The sequence below is a fragment of the Psychrosphaera sp. 1_MG-2023 genome (assembly GCF_030548245.1).
In the GTDB taxonomy this organism is placed as follows: Bacteria; Pseudomonadota; Gammaproteobacteria; order Enterobacterales; family Alteromonadaceae; genus Psychrosphaera; species Psychrosphaera algicola.
Window position 1 is genome coordinate 150,898 of the sequence record NZ_JAUORW010000002.1, and the last position, 18,944, is coordinate 169,841.

At 40.9% G+C, this 18,944-nt stretch carries 3 protein-coding genes; all 3 read right to left on the reverse strand.

Going from position 1 to position 18,944, the window contains the following annotated elements; genetic code table 11:
- Window positions 1–2: 2 nt before the first annotated feature.
- A complete protein-coding gene (locus tag Q4575_RS02350; RefSeq protein WP_303521215.1) occupies window positions 3–1,631 on the reverse strand; it encodes an HD domain-containing phosphohydrolase in 1,629 nt (542 codons plus the stop codon).
- A gap of 104 nt (window positions 1,632–1,735) precedes the next feature.
- Window positions 1,736–2,563: an MBL fold metallo-hydrolase gene (locus Q4575_RS02355; protein ID WP_215963335.1), complete on the reverse strand. Its 828-nt coding sequence runs from the start codon at window positions 2,561–2,563 to the stop codon at window positions 1,736–1,738.
- A 7-nt stretch (window positions 2,564–2,570) separates the two neighbouring features.
- Complete coding sequence (locus Q4575_RS02360) at window positions 2,571–18,920, reverse strand: Ig-like domain-containing protein (RefSeq protein ID WP_303521217.1); 16,350 nt, start codon at window positions 18,918–18,920, stop codon at window positions 2,571–2,573.
- Window positions 18,921–18,944 lie beyond the last annotated feature (24 nt).

Sequence of the window (18,944 nt, forward strand, 5' to 3'; positions counted from 1 at the left end):
GCTTAACTATATTCTCGGTCTTTTGGTAAGACATAACCTGGGATCTTTGTCACATCAACTTCATCTATCTGTTCTTTACTAATGAACTGGTATGCATAGTCTAAATAGACTTCCTGGTCGACAAACGCATCAAATAAATCTGGGTCAATATGTTGGTCTAGTTTCATAAAGCCCATAATACGCAAACACTCGCTAAGCTTTTTAGGTTCTTTATAGGGTCTATCTGCCGCAGTTAATGCTTCAAAAATATCAGCGATAGCCATCATTCTGGCAGGGACCGACATTTCGTCTCGCTTGAGCTTTCTTGGGTAACCCGTACCGTCCATTTTTTCGTGATGGCCAGCCGCATACTCGGTGACATTGCGAAGATGTTTAGGGAAGGGCAGAGACTCTAGCATGTCGATGGTGACGACCATATGATTGTTAATGATTTCACGTTCTTCAGGTGTCAATGTACCCTTTGCGATAGCAAGGTTATAAATCTCGTTTTCAGTTAACAAGGGCTGGCGAACACCACCTATGGTCACGGTATGTTTCGCTGCAATATCACTCACCCGTTGTTGGTCGTCAGGGCGCATAAATTCGCCACCGATATTGGCTTTACATAAAAACTCTCTGTCGTCGTCTAGTTCGCTCAGTATGGCAGGTAGATTTTGTTCTAGTTCGGTAACATCCAGACCATTTTTTAAACCGTCGATGATTTTAGCTTGATGGGCGACGAGTATTTCGTTTTTCGCCAGTTCAATACGGCATTCAACTAGACCGATCCTGTCGTAAATAGTTTCTAGCTTTGTGGCTTTATCCATTACATATTCTGGGGTCGCAATCTTTCCGCAGTCGTGCAACCAACCGGCAACTGATAATTCGTATTTGTCTTTTTCATCTAAATAGAAATCAGCAAGCGGCCCAACGTTTTGTCGGCAAACACCTTCTGCAACCATCATCGTAAGTTCAGGTACACGGTTACAGTGTCCGCCAGTATATGGGGATTTTTCATCGATCGCGCGGGCTATTAGGCGTGTTAAAGATTGGAAAAGCTCTTCCATGCCATCGATTAACTGTCTGTTGGTAAGCGCGACTGCCGCCATTGACACAAGCGATCGAATGATGTGTTCTAAGTGCGGTTCGAAACCAATGATATTGTCGCCATCTTGAGCATTAATTAATTGGATTACTCCAATCATTTCCTGCTCATGATTTTTCATAGGAATAGTTAGGACCGATTTTGTTCGGTAACCCGTTTTTTCATCCATGTTACGTGCGCCACTCATATCGTAGTCGCCCGTATTGTAGGCGTCTTCAATATTAATAACGGTGTCGGAAACTACAGCATAGGCAACAAGAGCATTGTGATTTGGTTCACCATCGATATACATCGGAATGTCAGGAAATGGGATATTAGTCCCTGATGTACCGCCCATATACATACCTAATGTGTCATTCATTAGGGTTTCAAATTTTAGGGTCTTTTGTTCTGTAATTGAATAAATGGTACCACCATCTGCATTAGACAACTCTTTAGCGCTAACTAATATGTGTTCTAATAGCTTGGTTGTATCTTGCTCTGTTGAGAGCTCAACACCAATATTAATTAGATGGTCTAATGCCGATTGACTAAAGTCAGTACTCATTAAGTTCTCAATTCCCAAAAGCTTTTGAAGCTATTTTGTTGTTACAGGCTAAATTATAGTGATATTTCTAGAGTTAAACTACTAATTTACTTATTGCTGTTTGTTTAAAGCTCGATACATTGACCTTCTTTTGCAAAAAAAATGTCATTATCAAGCTTCATATTGTCTATTTTTTGTTGCCATTGATCAATTTCATCATCGGTTCTATCCGGATCATGACTATAAAACGCGAGCATTTTAATATTCGCACATTTTGCTAAATCGACGACTTCGGAAATTAGTGAGTGACCCCAGCCATGTTTAAGTGGCATATCTTTTTCGATGTATTGACCATCGTGGATAACTAAGTCTACACCTAATAGAAACTCTTTCCATTCATATGCGGATGTCGCCATCTTATTGGGGGGATTTAATTCGTTGTCAGTAACATAAGCAACCCGCTTAGAGCCATGTTCGACGATATAGGCAGCACCACCATTTGGGTGATTAATTTCTCGACGGTGAACACGAAAGCCGTTTATGGTTACTGGTTGTTGTTCCCACGATGTATCTTTGAATTCAAAATTTGCTTTTAATTCGTGTTCTTCGAGAGGGAAGTAGCTACCATTCATTTGCTCTATTGCGGCACGAGGTTGGTTTGGATTGGTCTTTGCTGGATAGATATAAATATTTCGCCCAGCCTGATAAAGAGGCTTAAAAAAAGGAAAGCCTTGGATATGGTCATGATGATTGTGTGACAGCAACAAATAAATGTCGTCGTGATTTTTCACCATTTCATCACCCAGTACTCTAATACCGGTACCGGCATCTAGAATAAGTTTTCGACCATCTTCCGATTCAACTAAAACACAGGCGGTATTGCCACCGTATTTAAGAGTGCTTTTGCCAGGCGTTGGGCAGGAGCCCCGTGTTCCGTAAAATGTTACTTTCATATAGAGATTAAGCTCCTGGCTCAAATAAGTCATAGGCTAGGGGAGAGTCATCGACGATTTCGTTAAACTTCATAATGGTCGTATTAGTTTGTCCTTCTAGCCCATTTGTTAGGCCGTGGATTATTAAAGAACCATCGATATAGTTGTCGATTTGTATTTTTTCGAAGGTGAATACATCACAAATATCTATTTCCGTTGTTGGTAAACCAGCATAGTCACAAGCGGCTCGGCCAGCAGGAATAAAGAAACCAGGGTAATTCAAACCACCAAATAGATTATCATAAGCACCCGTGTAGCCAGACATTTTAGCAACAAAGCCATATACATCATAGGCATCAACAGACCCTACAATATAAATATTATCAAGGTCGTCAACAGCCATATCATTAATGAAGTAATTTAGTGGTGCGCCTGATCCAATATTGCTCAAAGGTTTTAAAAGAAGGTAATCATCATAGTCTGCGCTCTCACCCTCTTCTATATAAGTATCGAAGGTAATATCTACTTGATAAATACCGCCTCCACTATGCGTGAGTTTTACCAAATAAGCTTCATTATAATAGTCATCATTGGCAGCAAGAACGAGAGAGTCATCACTTAGCTTAACCATCGTTCTTGTTTCAAAGCCGTTGCTGTTCGTCATATATAGCTCTAGGGCATGGTTATTATCTTCGTCCCCGTCAAATGTGGTTAAAAGTGTCCCATCTTGCTGAACGTTAATGGCAAAGGCATCTAACTGACTTTCACTACTGTAGTAATACGCTGTGCCTACAGCAATGACATCACCCATGCCATCAGCATCATCGTCATCTAAGATTATAGCGGCTGTTAGGTAGTCGTCCTCATCAACCTCAAATACGTCAAATACCGAACTATATACTTCTGATATCATCGTAGGGTCAGACACATCATACTTAACAATGTAAGAGTCTTGGGATTCAGAGACGCTGTCTATGACTTTACCGTAAATGATTATTTCTTCTGTATTTGGATTGTAGTTACTATGAACTGACTCAATAATACCGAAGTCAACTAAACCGGTAGTTGTTGAGGTTTCAATTGAATTTAAAACCGTACCAGACATATTCGTTCTTTCAATCGAAACAGAATACACTTCACTTGAATCATCAATTATCGCTTTGATAACCGCTAAACTTCCATCGCTTAACTCAATGATGCCGCCTGAAAGTTCCGCATAATAATCATCGTCACTGCCATCATGGTGAATTACCCCCAAATAGCGGTTACCTATTAAGCTCTGGTTTTGTAAACCATTAGACAGATAATGTTGGTGTAAACTAAAGCCTTGATAACTTGATCCGGAGCCACTATTGAAACGAGTCGATGTCGTAAAGATGTCGCCACCGCTAGTCAACAATGCACTAGCAATATTTTGCGTACTGACCGGACTAAAGTCATAAACAAAACTGGTCTCATCTATTTTCAGTGACAGGTCTGTATCTACCTCTGGGGTGTACTCGACTAGATAGGTTTCTAATTCTATTGTTTCGCCAGGTAATTCACGTGAGGATATTAATGTTAATTTATCTGTCCCATCAGTTAAGTCCTGTAAAACTACGGCATGCACACCGGAGACAGAACCAGAAGTCTGGGTGAGGTCAAGAGCACTTAAAATAGAACTAAGTGAACTTAGGATGCCGGTCGGTTCGTATTGACTCATCGTCAAGCCAAATGAATTACCGCCGCCAATTGAGGTTTTTGTCAAAAACGCAATATTACCTGCGCTATCTTGGCTTATTGAAATGACAGGGTCGTCGTCTCCTGAGCCATCGATATCTCGCATTGCAATTCCGTTACCGTCAAAACTTGTGTCGTAGTTAAGAGTGTCAGCTGACAGCCTTACAATTAATGCATCTTCTTCACTTGAACCACCACCGCCGCTTAAACAGTTCGTACTACCGCCAATTAACAGAGTGCTACTATCGGGTTGCATCAATGAGTACGCTTTATCGTTAGTTGATGACAATAAACAGCTTAACGCTGTGCCAGCTAAGTTGATGTTTTTCGAATCAAGACTAACCAAAGACGTATCATACTCAACGACATCAATTGAAGTGCTTGTTAAGTTATTGGTAATTTCAATTATATTACCACTGCTATTTTCACCAAGCACAACAGGTTCAAAACTATATTCATCTTCAGCAATTGCATTTGAATAGCTACCGTCGACTGTAAATATTGATTCGATAACCATCTCGTTGCCATTACTTTCTGAAAGAGCATATATTTCAGTACCGGCCGAATGTACTAACACATCGACGGCTTTAGAAGGTGAAGAAGGGGTTGATAGCACGTATTTGCCATCGCTACTAAATGAACTATCTAGTTGACCAGAGGCATCTAAACGTATCACCATAGCGTCAATATATGAACCATCGTCTTGAGTACCTGCAAGGTAAACTCTACCAGTGTCATCAATTTTTATGTCAGCCACCGTAAATGCATTAGGTGAATCTTCAAACATCTCTACGTTATAGTCTTGCAAATTATTGGGGTCTATGAACTTAATACCATTAACGCCAAAGCTTACGTCGTAATAACCGTTGCTATTCAACTTACTTACAATAATGGTTGTGTTATCAGATGATTGAAGCGCTAAATAACGATTGCCAGAGGCGTCTTGAACGGCATCGACTAAGTATTCACTGTAACTGTCGGCAAAGGTATTAAAGCTTTGAATACCCGTATTATTAAAGGTTGTGTCCAATGCCAGTTCGATATTTTCGACCACATCCTCTAATGTCACCGCGATGTTCTGGGTTGTCACTAAGCCAGAACCAGCTTCAGTCGCTTCAATGGCAACGATAAATATATTGTCTGCGTCACTGTCATCTAGTGCTTCAAAATTCGGTAACGAAGAGAATGTTAGCTCGCCTGTCGATGAATTGATTGCAAAAAATTCGCCGTCCGAACTTTCCGCAGCTTTTGCATAAGTTACTGTATCGGATTCTGGGTCTGTCGCAGAAACCGTCATAATAGTGTAATCATTTTCATCAACGGTCACGCTATTTGCCGTATTGAAAACGGCAGGCTCATTTAAATTATTAATAGTGGCAACAAAATCAACTGTATGAGATAGAGCGCCAGTACCATCGTCAGTTACCGTTACTGAGAATTCGAAGGTTCCATCAACACCATTATCAATTGCAGTTTCAAAATCAGGCAAAGTATTAAAGCTAACAACACCTGTTGCACTGTCTATCGACAATAATGAAGCGTCCGTACCTGTAAGGCTATAAGTTAGTGTATCGCTAGAGTCATCATCGTCGGCGTCAACATCAACAACGGTGAGTTGATTCTCATCGGGATAAATTAAATCGCTAGTTGAAATAACAGGCGCTTCGTTAATGTTATTTAACGTTACGGCCATAGCAACGGAGTCCTGCAAACTGCCTGAATCGGTTACAGTAACTACAAAATCATAGATACCATCTGCGCCAGAATCGACTGGTGTTTCAAAATTAGGTGCATTTGCAAAACTTATTAGCCCTGTTGAACTGTTAATCGTTAATAATCCCGCATCAGTACCGCTGATGGTATAAGTCAGTGTATCTTCAGAGTCAACATCAGTCGCATCGACGTCAAAAGCAACTAATTGATTTTCATCGGCATCACCGCTTGATGTGGTAGAAATCACAGGAGCTTCATTAACGTTTGCTATGGAATATTCAAAAGAAATACTGTCAGATAAGTTGCCATCGCCACTGTCGGTGGCTGTTACGGTAAATTCGTAGATGCCATCAGCGCCATTGTCTATCGCAGCTTCGAAGTTTGGTTGGGTATTAAAAGTTACAACACCAGTGCTGCTATTAATGCTGAGAAGGGCTGCATCTGTCCCTGATAAGCTATACGTTATTGAGTCGCTGCTATCTTGATCGTAGGCACCGACAGTGACGATTGAGGATTGATTTTCAGCCGCGATACCAAATGTTTGCTGGTTGGATATGACCGGTGGCTCATTTAGATTCAACAGCGTTACAAGTATAGTTTGGGTAGCACTTAGGTTAGTCTCACTGCTGTCTTCAGCTATTACAATAACTTCAAAAACATTATCATAATTAGAATCTGACGGCATGTCATAGTCTTTCGCTTCGTTAAATGTAAGCACACCGGTTGTAGAGTCTATGTTGAATTTATCCGAATCAGCACCGCTTTCACTAAAGTAATAAGTAATCGTATCTGCGCTGTCATCGTCTGCGGCTACGACAGTAGTAACTAAGGTCGCGTTTTCAAAAACAGAAATTGTATCTGTTGATGTAAAGACCGGCGCTTCTTGAGCATTAACTACGGAAATTGAAATCGGTTCTGAAGAGGACTCGGAATTAGCGTTGTCGTCCGTCACTACAATATTAAATTCGTATACATTGTCACCATTGCTATCACCAGGGGCCTCATAGTTAGGTTCATTGGTAAAGCTTACCGTTCCTGCATTACTATCAATTGTAAATAGAGCAGCATCTGTTCCTGACAATGAGAAAGTTATGGTATCACCTTCTTCGTCAGTTGCGGTTGCCGTAAATAAACTTGTTGAGTTCTCTAAGACATTCATGCTGCCGTAATTAATCGACATTTCGTTGATAATTGGTGCGTCATTAATATCGTAAACAACAACGTTAACGTTATCTAACCAACCTGCATCATCGCCGCCATAGGTGCCGCCGTGATTTTTGGAATATACCCATTCAACATCATGTGTTCCTTCTGTTAGCGTAAATTGGTATTGAGTCCAATCTTGCTCGCCACTGATTGACGTTATGAGAACACCGTCAACATATAAGCTTAATAAGTCGACACCGCTTTCAGAGGAAACTTTCCAATCGAAAGTTAGTAGGCCTCCGTCGATACTGCCGTTTACCGTTGTTTCTATCGCTGATATTTGATTACCACCTATGACACCAGAACGCAGTGCAGATCCACCGGATGTAAATTCGTCTGATTGGTCAAACCAATATGCGTCCGTGTTGGTAAAGGCGGCTGTCATCGGGTAGTCACTGTATTCAACAAATGGTGCAAAATCATCCGCCGCACTCAACGTGTCGTCGTAAGGATAAGCGTCAGAGCCGTCTAATACACCGTCGTTGTCGTCGTCCGGGTCAATGGAATTGATTAGGCCATCGCCGTCCGGATCTTCTAAAAAGTCCATAATTGAATTTTCGTCACTGTCTTCAGCATCATGAATACTGACCCCGTTATTGAATAGGGTGAGTAAAACTGCATTTCCTGCTGGATTCGTGCCTGCAATATCGGCGTGCAACGACTGTAGGTTTACGAATGTTAGTAATGGTGAAAGGTCGGTCACACTAGTGTTGTTGATATTAAGTTCAATTAACGTACTTGAACTATTTGCAAGTGAAGACATTGCATTGTCATCAAACGATGTACTTGCTGTGAAAAAGCTAACAAGTTGAAAATTTGATAGTCCAACAAAATCTGTTGTAGGAGTGTCAGAAATATTAAGATAATTTAAATTAGACATACTAGATAGTAAGCTTAAATCTGAAAAGCTAGTGTTTTGTACTTCTAGTGTCTGCAAGTTGAAATTATTTAAGCTACTCCAATCAGAAACCCCCGTTTGGTAAAGTTTGAGGTGTTCCATTTGGGTCATAGATGCTAACAATGACAAATCTGAAAAACTTGTTTCCGCTGCGGAAAAATGCGTTAACGAAAAGTTAGTCATTCCTGACCAATCTGAAATATTGTTTGACGTCAATAAAAGCGTTTGCAAATTTGCCATGTGAGTAATTTCAGATAAGTCATTTAAATTACTAAAATCTAAATTTAAATAATTTAAATTTAGATCAGTTAAAAATGACCAATCTGCAAGCGTAACATTGTAAAGCGTTAGCGTCGTTAGGTTTGAATTGCTTGTGAGAAGGCTCCAGTCCGGAATATCGATTGAGTCAAATGCGCTAAATTCAGATAAATCTAAATTAGGGAGTTCTGACCAATCTGATGCACTAGATATTTGCAAGGATTGTAAGTTATCAAATAACGCTAAGTCATCTAATGTAGTAACTGTGTCACAGTTGAAATAACTCACATCCAACATTCGAGTCGTCGAACCGTCGTAAAGACCGTTAAGACAGGTTTGCACTGTACTATCGGTATAGCTGATGTTATTAAGAAGTGAGTTTACTTCAACCGTAATTGTAAAGGTCTGAGTGACAGGGGCCGCGCCGTCTTCTCCGCCATCGGCAACTTCAATGATTACTTCACCAGATGTCGTTACACTATCTCCAGGAGTCCACGTTACGTAACCTGACGAGTTTACTGCCATGCCAGCAGGGCCTTGGACTATCGTAAATGTAAAGTCTGTGGATTGATCAAAGTCGTCAACATCAATTACCGATATTTGATAATCCCAGGTTATCGCTTCTGTGGCTGATGTGTCCGGAGTCGAGTTAATACTTGGCCCGTCATTCACAGGAGTAATATCAATGGTTAGCGTAGCATTATCGTATTGATTGTATTCATCGGCAACGATATAGCTCACAGTATCTTGGTAATTATTGTCGACAGCTGGGGTGTAATCGATAGTTGTGCCATCGGTTGTAACATCACCATACACCGCGCTGACACCAATAATTCGCAGATTTCCAGTGCTACCTTTACTGTCTAGATCATTCGATAATACATCGATATCATTTAGCGCCACTTCTTCAATTGCAGTCGCCGTATCATCGGTTAAATAAAGCGGATCGTTAATTTGATAGTGGTTTATACGCGGAGAAATAAGCTGATAATAGGTCGCTATTCCTTCATTTTCAGATGGTAATAAGTCAATAAATTGTTCAGATTCGACCACCCACAAAGTGCGGTTGACAAGATCTATATTGATAACTTGCCACGTTCGTTCGCGCAGTATTAAACAGGTTTGATCAACTTCAGGGTCACAAAATATATAACTACTTATGAATTCATCGTAGTAGCCTTTGAGGCTGATTTCACCTTCGAATTCTGACCATGTCCAATCTGTTTGGTTAAGATTAATTGAGTCACCATTTTTATACGCGCTATCTCTTACGACTTCGCTCTCTCCGTCTGGTGCTCCTATTGCTGCTGAACTTAATAACCTAAATGAGAATAAGTCGTCTGCAAGCAATTGGCCATTTTCGTCAAAACTAGCAGGTGCTGCTGTGACAAACGAGCTCAATAACTTTTTGTCGCTAACAAAATTAAGAATGTCAGAAGTACTAACTGTATTGTCTTTCGCAAAGTAACTTAATGCCGCGTAGCTGTTACCGTCAATCGTATTAGTGGCTTCTACAAGAACAACCCTATGCTCTGAACTTTCGCTAAGTGGTGTAAGCGTATAGTTTTCAAAGTTAGGGTCGAAATCTATCTGGACAGTAATTACGCCGTCACTATCAATTTGCCAATCGAAACCGGCTGACAAATTACCGATATAGCCCGTTGCTCCGTCGCTATAGAAGTCGCTGGCATAATGAGTGCGGTTAAAGACATTATTGAGTTCTTCAAATCGTGGTAAGTACCAGGTTTCGTCCGATAAGTCCGCTGTACCATAAGTGCCAACGGTTGTTTTATCATATAAACGAGAACTTGATGGATCGCCATACTGATAATACGTAGCCCCAGCAAAGTCAGTCATCGGTGCTAATACATAGCGCGTTTGAGTCTCGATATCTACATCAAAATAGAGTTCAACATTGTCGGTGATTTGGATGACTTTGGACGTCGTTGACACGGTGATAGCAAAGGTTTGATACTCATCTTCTGTCGTCTCAACAAAATTATCGTATTCAGTTTGTGTGATTAAATTGTAATCCAACAGACTGCTTGCAGTAACTTCTTCAGGGTACTCAGTTGGGTTAACCATAGTAATAGTGATTACATCGTCGGCTTCGGTCCAAGTAAATTCTTGCTCACCCGTTAGGTCAATCACTTTACCTGTGTTGTTTAGTCGTTCAAAGTAATAGATATCACCGGAAGAAAAACGAGGGTGAACACCAATACTCTGCTGTACGTAACCATCTTTACTTATAGGGAATGCTTGTACTAATTCAAATGACAATGGCAGTTGGTCAAAGTTATTAGGTAAGTTAGTACCAACACGATCCGCAGAAATTTTCGCAGAATCTGATAAGTCATACATATCTACAATGTGCAACTCATCTCCAAGAACGGCTCCAAATTGAGTATCACTGCTGCTGTATGACAATGACAAATCAAACGAACCATCAATTTCGGATTCAACCGGATAATACCTACTGTTTTTAATCTCAAAAAGTAGGTCAACATTGGTCACGGCAATTTGCCACTCGTTAGATTCACCAACATCGGTAATAACAATATCATCGGAGTTGTTTGCATCAATGTCTAGAGTACCAACTAATGGTTTTGGAGTGATAGTGATGGTGACGGTTGCCGCTTCGCTTTGCAGTTGCCCATCTGAAATAACATAACTTATTGTATCGCTTGTTGCGTTGTCTATTGGCGTATAGGTTAACGTATTGTCAGTTTCGATAACCACATTACCGGATACAGCTGTGGCAGAATATACGGTCAATGCATCGCCGTCAGCATCGGTGTCATTTATTAATACGTCGAAGTTTTGGGTACTGTAATTTACGACTGTTGCATCGTCATCAACCGCGACTGGGGCATCATTGACCGGCGTAATTGTAATATCGACATTGGCGCTACTGCTTAATTCGCCATCACTTAAATCGTAAATAAAACTATCGGCAATCGTTTCATCACCGCTATGTACGTAGGTAATCGTGCCATCACCATTAACGGTAACAGTGCCCGACGTCGGGTGCTGATTTATTGAAACAATGAGATCATTTTGCGAACTCTCTGCATCACTGTCGTTAACTTTAACATTAATTGTTGTGCTGCTTGCTTCGTTTAAGCTCGCTGTATCATCTACTGCAACTGGTGTGTCATTGGTTAAGGTAATAACAAAATCTATTGTTGAACTAACATTCACAGTGCCATCTGTCGCAATGTAAGTGGTTGAATCTGTGGTGGTTTCTGATCCATTGTGAGTGTATTGCAATGTGCCATCGCCATTTTGAGTCAAGGTACCGTTTGTTGTTGCCTCAAAACTCACTATGGTCAATGTATCACCGTCAATATCAACGTCGTTTGCTAATGGGTTTAGGGCAATCGAGTCACCTTCATTTAAAGTAAATATATCGGAATAGGCATTTGGTTCATCGTTAACAGGGGTTACGGTTAACACGACTTTCGCTGTACCTAGGTTGTTTAAACTATCTAGGACGACGTATTGAATCATATCTTCGCCGTTAAAGTTTGGCGATGTAGAATAATCAAGTTGACCAGACATATCTAAAGATGTCATGCCTGCAAACGCAGTCGCGCCGACAAGTTGCATTTCAGTTGCCGCATTTTGACTATCTAAATCATTAGTTAACACATCTATATTTGCAGCAAATTCTTCTTCATTTACCGTAAGAGCATCGTCTACCGGATTGGCGGCTGGTGAAATTGTGTAATACGTTAAAAACTCAACAAGTACATCATAAGTTGGGGCTGGTTCTTCTAGCAATATCGAGTCAAAGTCTAGAACTTGCATAGATTCAACGACCCACAAACGATTAGTTTCAGGGTCGTAGGCTTTAACATTTAATTCGTTAATAAGAACTTCGTAACAACCGCTGTCGCTCTTCGGATCGCAATATTGCAGGCCTTGTTCAGTATCAAAATATTGCACTAAATACAGAGCGTCATTCTCAATTTGTGCAGCCCAGTTAGTGACACTACTGCTATCGGAATAGCTCATAATTCCGGTGGATTCAACCATGCCAACGGGTGCATTTTGTGCGCTTATACTGCTGATGATATGCGCATTTAGGTATTTAGTTTGTAATTGACCGTCGCCATCAAAACTATCTAACTGACTGTTACTGCGACCATCTAGCAATACGTTATTTGTTAGCAAGTTAGTTAAATCTAAAGACGATAAGTCTTGCTCTTTTACAATATAACCAATTGCAGAAAGGGTTTGATCTGAGGTTGTGCCACTAATAAGTACTTCATAAGCGCTATCATCAAAGGTTACCTTAGTGAAGGTATAAGAATCGCCGTTTTCAATATTGACTTCCAATTCTGACGATTCATTAATGCTCCAATTGAAATTGAGACCCAGGTCAACTAATGAGCCGGAACCATTTACATCAAAAAATGCATTAATTGCTGTTTGTTCGTAATCTGATTTCGACAAGTCAAACAAAGGTAAAACAACATTTCCGGATAAATTAGAAAATGTATAAGTACCGATAGTTGGACGACGATATAGGCGATATGATTTGTCTTCTTCATTTACTTGAACACTGCCGCTACCAAGTTCTGACGGCAAATTGTATATCGCCTCAAAGCTCTCGATGACGTCTAAGTAAAGTGCACGGTTTTTGACCAGAGACAAAGTTAAGCTGGTGGTTTCTATCGAAACCGTAACCTCAGCGTCACTCGAACCATTGTTGGCAACATAAGTGTCATAGGTTGTTTGGTCAATCGCATTTAATTCTAAAAGTTCGTCAATACTTACCGTTTCTTCGTCAACTTTTGGGCTCGTCAAAGTGATTGACAAATCATTTCCATTTAACGCCCAAGTAAACTCTTCTTGACCGTTATCATAAGTATAGCTACCTGTTTTAACCCCAAAAGTGTCGTCAAATGTTATTGATGCACCACTGACTTCAAGCGGATTAACGGCAATTCGTTGGAATGCATTTTTACCCGAATAAGTCGGTTTACTTAGGATGAATTCGCCTAAGAGGTCTACGTCAGTTAATAACGTCGTTAAGTCTGTACCGTTAAAGTCAATTTGCAAAGAGGCCATGGTATCCAATAACGGGATTGTCACGTAATAAAGCATCTCATCTATGACGATGCCAAAATTATGATCCGATTGATCAGACAGTGTTGTGTAAATTGACGTGTTGTCACTTTCTAATTCGAATGGGTACTGCTTGTTGTCAATAATCTCAAAAGCAGACTCAACATGATTTGCGATGGCAAAGCTCCATGCATCATTATCGCTATCATATGTGACAGCAATATCATCTACTTGGTCGCCATTGATGTCATGTTGTCCCGCTAAAGAAAGCGGGGTCACAGTCACTTGGATTTGTGCAACAGTCTCTAAACCTTGCTCGTCACTCACTGTGTAGCTGACAATGTCCGACGTTATATCGGCATTTGGTATATAAACTAGATAAGCCCCTTCAACGATAGATACAGAGCCATTCTCAGCACTTGCGTTTACAATCGAAAGTGCATCTTCTTCTGGATCCGAGTCGTTTTCTAACGCGTATATTTCAACTGAGTCATAATTTACAACGCTCGCTACATCGTCTACAGCAATGGGAGCTTCGTTCTCATTGGTAATTGATACATCAAGATCGTAGCTGTCGGTTAAGCCCGCAAGGTCCGTTACCGATACATTTAGTGAATAAAGCGGGGTTGTTTCAAAATCGAACGTGGCATTGGCAATAATACTTATTTCACCGGTTTGGGCGTCGATTGCAAAGCTAGATGAGCCTGTTAACGTCCAAGTTAAGGTATCTGGCGCGTCAACGTCTAGAGCATCAAACGTTATGAAGGACGTTGCAGATTCAGGCGAGAATGACTCAAGTAATGGATCGATTAACATCGTATGACTTGTGATTTCAGGTGCTTCATTGACGTTTACCAACGTAATGGCTAAATCAAAATCAGTGCTGAGGTTTGACGCGTCGGAAACCGTAATAACGGTATCAAATGACGGTGACGTTTCAAAATCAACAGAGGCTTGATTGTCGATGGTAATAGCGCCGGTATTTGGGTCGATACTAAATGCATCGCCACCATTAGCTAACGCAAAGGTAAATTCGGTTTCGTTGTCACCGTCAGTGACGACCGGCGTATAAATAAGTGTGCCTGAACTGATATTTTCATTAATGCTAACGGCAGAATCGCTTGTGATCATTGGCGGTTCATTTTCGTTTGTAACACTGACTTGGATATCATAGCTGTCGCTTAATCCGGCTTGGTCAGTAGCAGTAACACTTAAGGTATAAAGTGGGGTTGTTTCAAAATCGAACGCGGCATTGGCAATAATACTTATTTCACCAGTTAGCGCGTCGATAGAGAACTGACTCGAACCGGTTAACGTCCAAGTTAAGGTATCTGGCGCGTCAACGTCTAGAGCATCAAACGTTATGAAGGACGTTGCAGATTCAGGCGAGAATGACTCAAGTAATGGATCGATTAACATTGTATGACTGGTGATTTCAGGTGCTTCATTGACGTTTACTAACGTGATGGCCAAATCAAAATCAGTGCTGAGGTTTGACGCGTCGGAAACCGTAATAACGGTATCAAATGACGGTGACGTTTCAAAATCAACAGACGCTTGGTTGTCGATGGTAATAGCACCGGTATTTGGGTCGATACTAAATGCATCGCCACCATTAGCTAACGCAAAAGTAAATTCGGTTTCGTTGTCACCGTCAGTGACGACCGGCGTATAAATAAGTGTGCCTGAACTGATATTTTCATTAATGCTAACCGTAGAATCGCTTGTGATCATTGGCGGTTCATTTTCGTTTGTAACACTGACTTGGATATCATAGCTGTCGCTTAATCCGGCTTGGTCAGTAGCAGTAACACTTAAGGTATAAAGTGGGGTTGTTTCAAAATCGAACACGGCATTGGCAATAATACTTATTTCACCAGTTTGGGCGTCGATTGCAAAGTTAGAAGAGCCTGTTAACGTCCAAGTTAAGGTATCCGATAGATCGTGCTCTGTTGCTTCAATCGTAATAAAGGCCGTTGCTTGCGGTTCGGAAAATGATTCGACAAGGCTTTCGATTAGCAGCGTGTGGCTTGATATTGATGGAGCTTCGTTCACATCAAGCAATGAAATTGTAAATGCAAAGTCGTTACTGAGCGAAGAGCTGTCAGTTACAGTGATGACGGTATTAAAGGTCGGTGTTGTTTCAAAATCAACAGACGCTTGGTTGTCGATGGTAATGGCACCGGTATTTGGGTCAATACTAAATGCATCGCCACCATTAGCTAACGCAAAGGTAAATTCGGTTTCGTTGTCACCGTCAGTGACGAACGGCGTATAAATAAGTGTGCCTGAACTGATATTTTCATTAATGCTAACGGCAGAATCGCTTGTGATCATTGGCGGTTCATTTGCGTTTGCAACACTGACTTGGATATCATAGCTGTCGCTTAATCCGGCTTGGTCAGTAGCAGTAACACTTAAGGTATAAAGTGGGGTTGTTTCAAAATCGAACACGGCATTGGCAATAATACTTATTTCACCAGTTTGGGCGTCGATTGCAAAGTTAGAAGAGCCTGTTAACGTCCAAGTTAAGGTATCCGATAGATCGTGCTCTGTTGCTTCAATCGTAATAAAGGCCGTTGCTTGCGGTTCGGAAAATGATTCGACAAGGCTTTCGATGAGCAGCGTGTGGCTTGATATTGATGGAGCTTCGTTCACATCAAGCAATGAAATTGTAAATGCAAAGTCGTTACTGAGCGAAGTGCTGTCAGTCACAGTGATGACGGTATTAAAGGTCGGTGACGTTTCAAAATCAACAGAGGCTTGGTTGTCGATGGTAATAGCACCGGTATTTGGGTCAATACTAAATGCATCGCCACCATTAGCTAACGTAAAGGTAAATTCGGTTTCGTTGTCACCGTCAAAAACGATTGGGGAATAGATTAATGTTCCAGCAGCTAAATGTTCATCTATCGTTAACGCTGAGTTACTGGTAATCATTGGTGCTTCAGGCACATCAATGATTGAAACTGTAATATTTTGACTCGCAGTTACGCCCAGCGGATCTTCTGCAATAACTGAAATTTGATAACTTGAGATTTGTTCAAAATTGACTGGTGCAACTAAGGTGACTTGACCTGAATTTTGATCAATAGCAAACGTATTTGAATCGTCGCTTAGGGTGAATGTGCTATTTTCAACGTCTTCATCCTCGATTAATACCGCGATGACAAGGCTGTTAATAGTCGCGTTTTCAGACAAAGTAACTTGTTCAGAGGAAATAAAGAGTGGCGCTTGGTTGCTAAGATTTACACGAACCGGCAAATTAACTTCAAATTCACCATCTTCAAAATCAAAAACTAACAGTAAGTTGTCGATGCCGTCAAAACCAATTTCTGGAATGTATTGCACAACCCCGTTACTGAAGGTTGCTGTACCGTTACTTGCACTTACGGTATTCAACGTAGCGTTGTTTGGTAGTTGATCTGAAATGTCCGCCAATGCGATTTCAATTGGCGTTATATCTTCGGTTGTTGCGATTACATCTACGACATTAATCGAAACGGTTGTTATTGAACTAAGTAAACTACCGTCACTTACGCGGTAGCTAAAACTGTCTGTCCCAACAAAATCTGAATTGGCGGTGTAGCTAAAACTCCCATTTTCCGCCATTACCACTTCGCCAAAACTTGGCTGGGTAACACTCGATAAATCAACATTGATATTATCGCCGTCAATGTCGGTGTCATTTGCCAATACACCAAAACTTCTATGCACCTGCGATGTCGTATCATTGGTTAGTTTATAGCTGTCGTTTAAAGCTGTTGGAATGTCATTTTGCGCCACAACTGTTAATTCTACGGTAGCAGAAGTTGCATTATCTTTTTCATCAGCAAGTTGATACTGAAAAGTATCTAAACCAAAAAAGTTGGGATTTGGTTGGTAACTAAATGTGCCGTCGGAAGCGAGTAGCAAAGTACCGTTTTGAGTAGTTTGCATCAGTGTGAGAATAATTTCACTCATCGCGGTGTCTTCATCAAAGTCATTGTTTGTAATTGAATTTTCTGAACTAACAACAAGTAATGAGTCTTCGTTTAACTGAAACTGATCGTTTACCGTAATCGGCGGGTAACCGTTAAAATCTGGGGTGGTGACTTCGACAATTGCTTGGCTAGTTGCGCCAGAAGGGTCGGTAATAGTGTAACCAAAGCGGTCATAATTAACGAAGTTTTCAGCAGGAGTATATTCAAATGTACCGTTTGAAAATAACTGCACGGTACCAAAGGCTGGTAAGTTTGTTGAATCAATTGCAACGGTAAGAGTGTCACCGTCAACGTCGTTATCATTGGCTAACACACCACTTTCAGAGGATGTAAAAGGCAAACTTGTCATGATGATATTATCGTCAAGTGCCGTTGGCGCGTCATTTACCGGAGTAACCGTAATAGTGACCGATGCTTCACTTGTTTGGTTGTTTTCATTAAAAATGGCGTAAGTAAATAGATCTGTACCGGTAAAGTTGTTATTAGGTACATAGCTAAAACTACCGTCACTGTTGATGGTGACTTGGCCATTACTAGGATTGTTAACCGCTATCGTGTTGGCCAAAATTACACCATCATCAAATACGGTATCATTCGTCATAAAGTTGCCATTTAATGTGGCGTCTTCAACAACGGTAAAAGCGTCATTCACAGCAATTGGGGCTGTGGTGATGACATCACCTTCTAATAACAAGGTATTGCTGTATGCACTTTCACCCGTACCGTCGATTCCGGTTACTAAGATATAATAGGAATTTCCAATGGGTTTTTCAGTTAAGCTTGCAGAATTAGTAGTTAATGATAATTTGGCGTCACCGCCCTCTAGTTCAACGTAATTTTGGCCTGTTAAACCAAATTCAGTGGTGACATACACGTTGTATCGAAGGACATTGGCATTGACATCCCAATTGACATTGAGCGTGTCTGTAGTTTCGTCGATGCTTGCTGCAACGCCAGTAATGACTTTGCTTTGCCAATTAATGTTGACTGTTGCAACTTGTTGTAAGTTATCTGCGACGTCTTCAACCCAAAGTTGCAGACTATTTTCTCCTGACTGCCATCCAAATAAATGAGGGCTAATACCATTAACCATAGTTGAAACTGCAGTTCCGCAATTTTCTTCACAAACCACTAAAACATCACTTGTACCTGAGAAACCAAGTAGGACACGTTTAATACCATCGGTATCTTCTGCCGTTACCGAAACTGTAACATTGCCAGTAAATAAGTCGCCAGCGAGAGGGTACTTAAAGTTACCCGTAGCATTTAGCAAAGCGGCATTGTAGGTCAAAGCAGAATTGACGTTTTGTCCACCAATTTTTGCTACAGGCGAAAAAGTGATGCGGTTTAAAGTTGTGGCATTAATTGCCATTTCGGCAGGCGTTAAATCTGAGGCACTATCGGCAGTTGAATGAGAACTCTCATCCGTATTGTCACTTGTATTTTCACCACCACCGCAGGACATTACAATCAGGCAGAGGCCTACCATTGTCGAGGTGTGTATTAGTCGTTTTAGAAAAACTATCATTTTACTGCCCGTGTTAAATTTATT

Excerpts from the sequence above, each read along its gene's own strand:
- Q4575_RS02350 (WP_303521215.1), bottom strand. The coding sequence starts at position 1,631 with ATGAGTACTGACTTTAGTCAATCGGCATTAGACCATCTAATTAATATT.
- Q4575_RS02360 (WP_303521217.1), bottom strand. The coding sequence starts at position 18,920 with ATGATAGTTTTTCTAAAACGACTAATACACACCTCGACAATGGTAGGC.
- Q4575_RS02355 (WP_215963335.1), bottom strand. The coding sequence starts at position 2,563 with ATGAAAGTAACATTTTACGGAACACGGGGCTCCTGCCCAACGCCTGGC.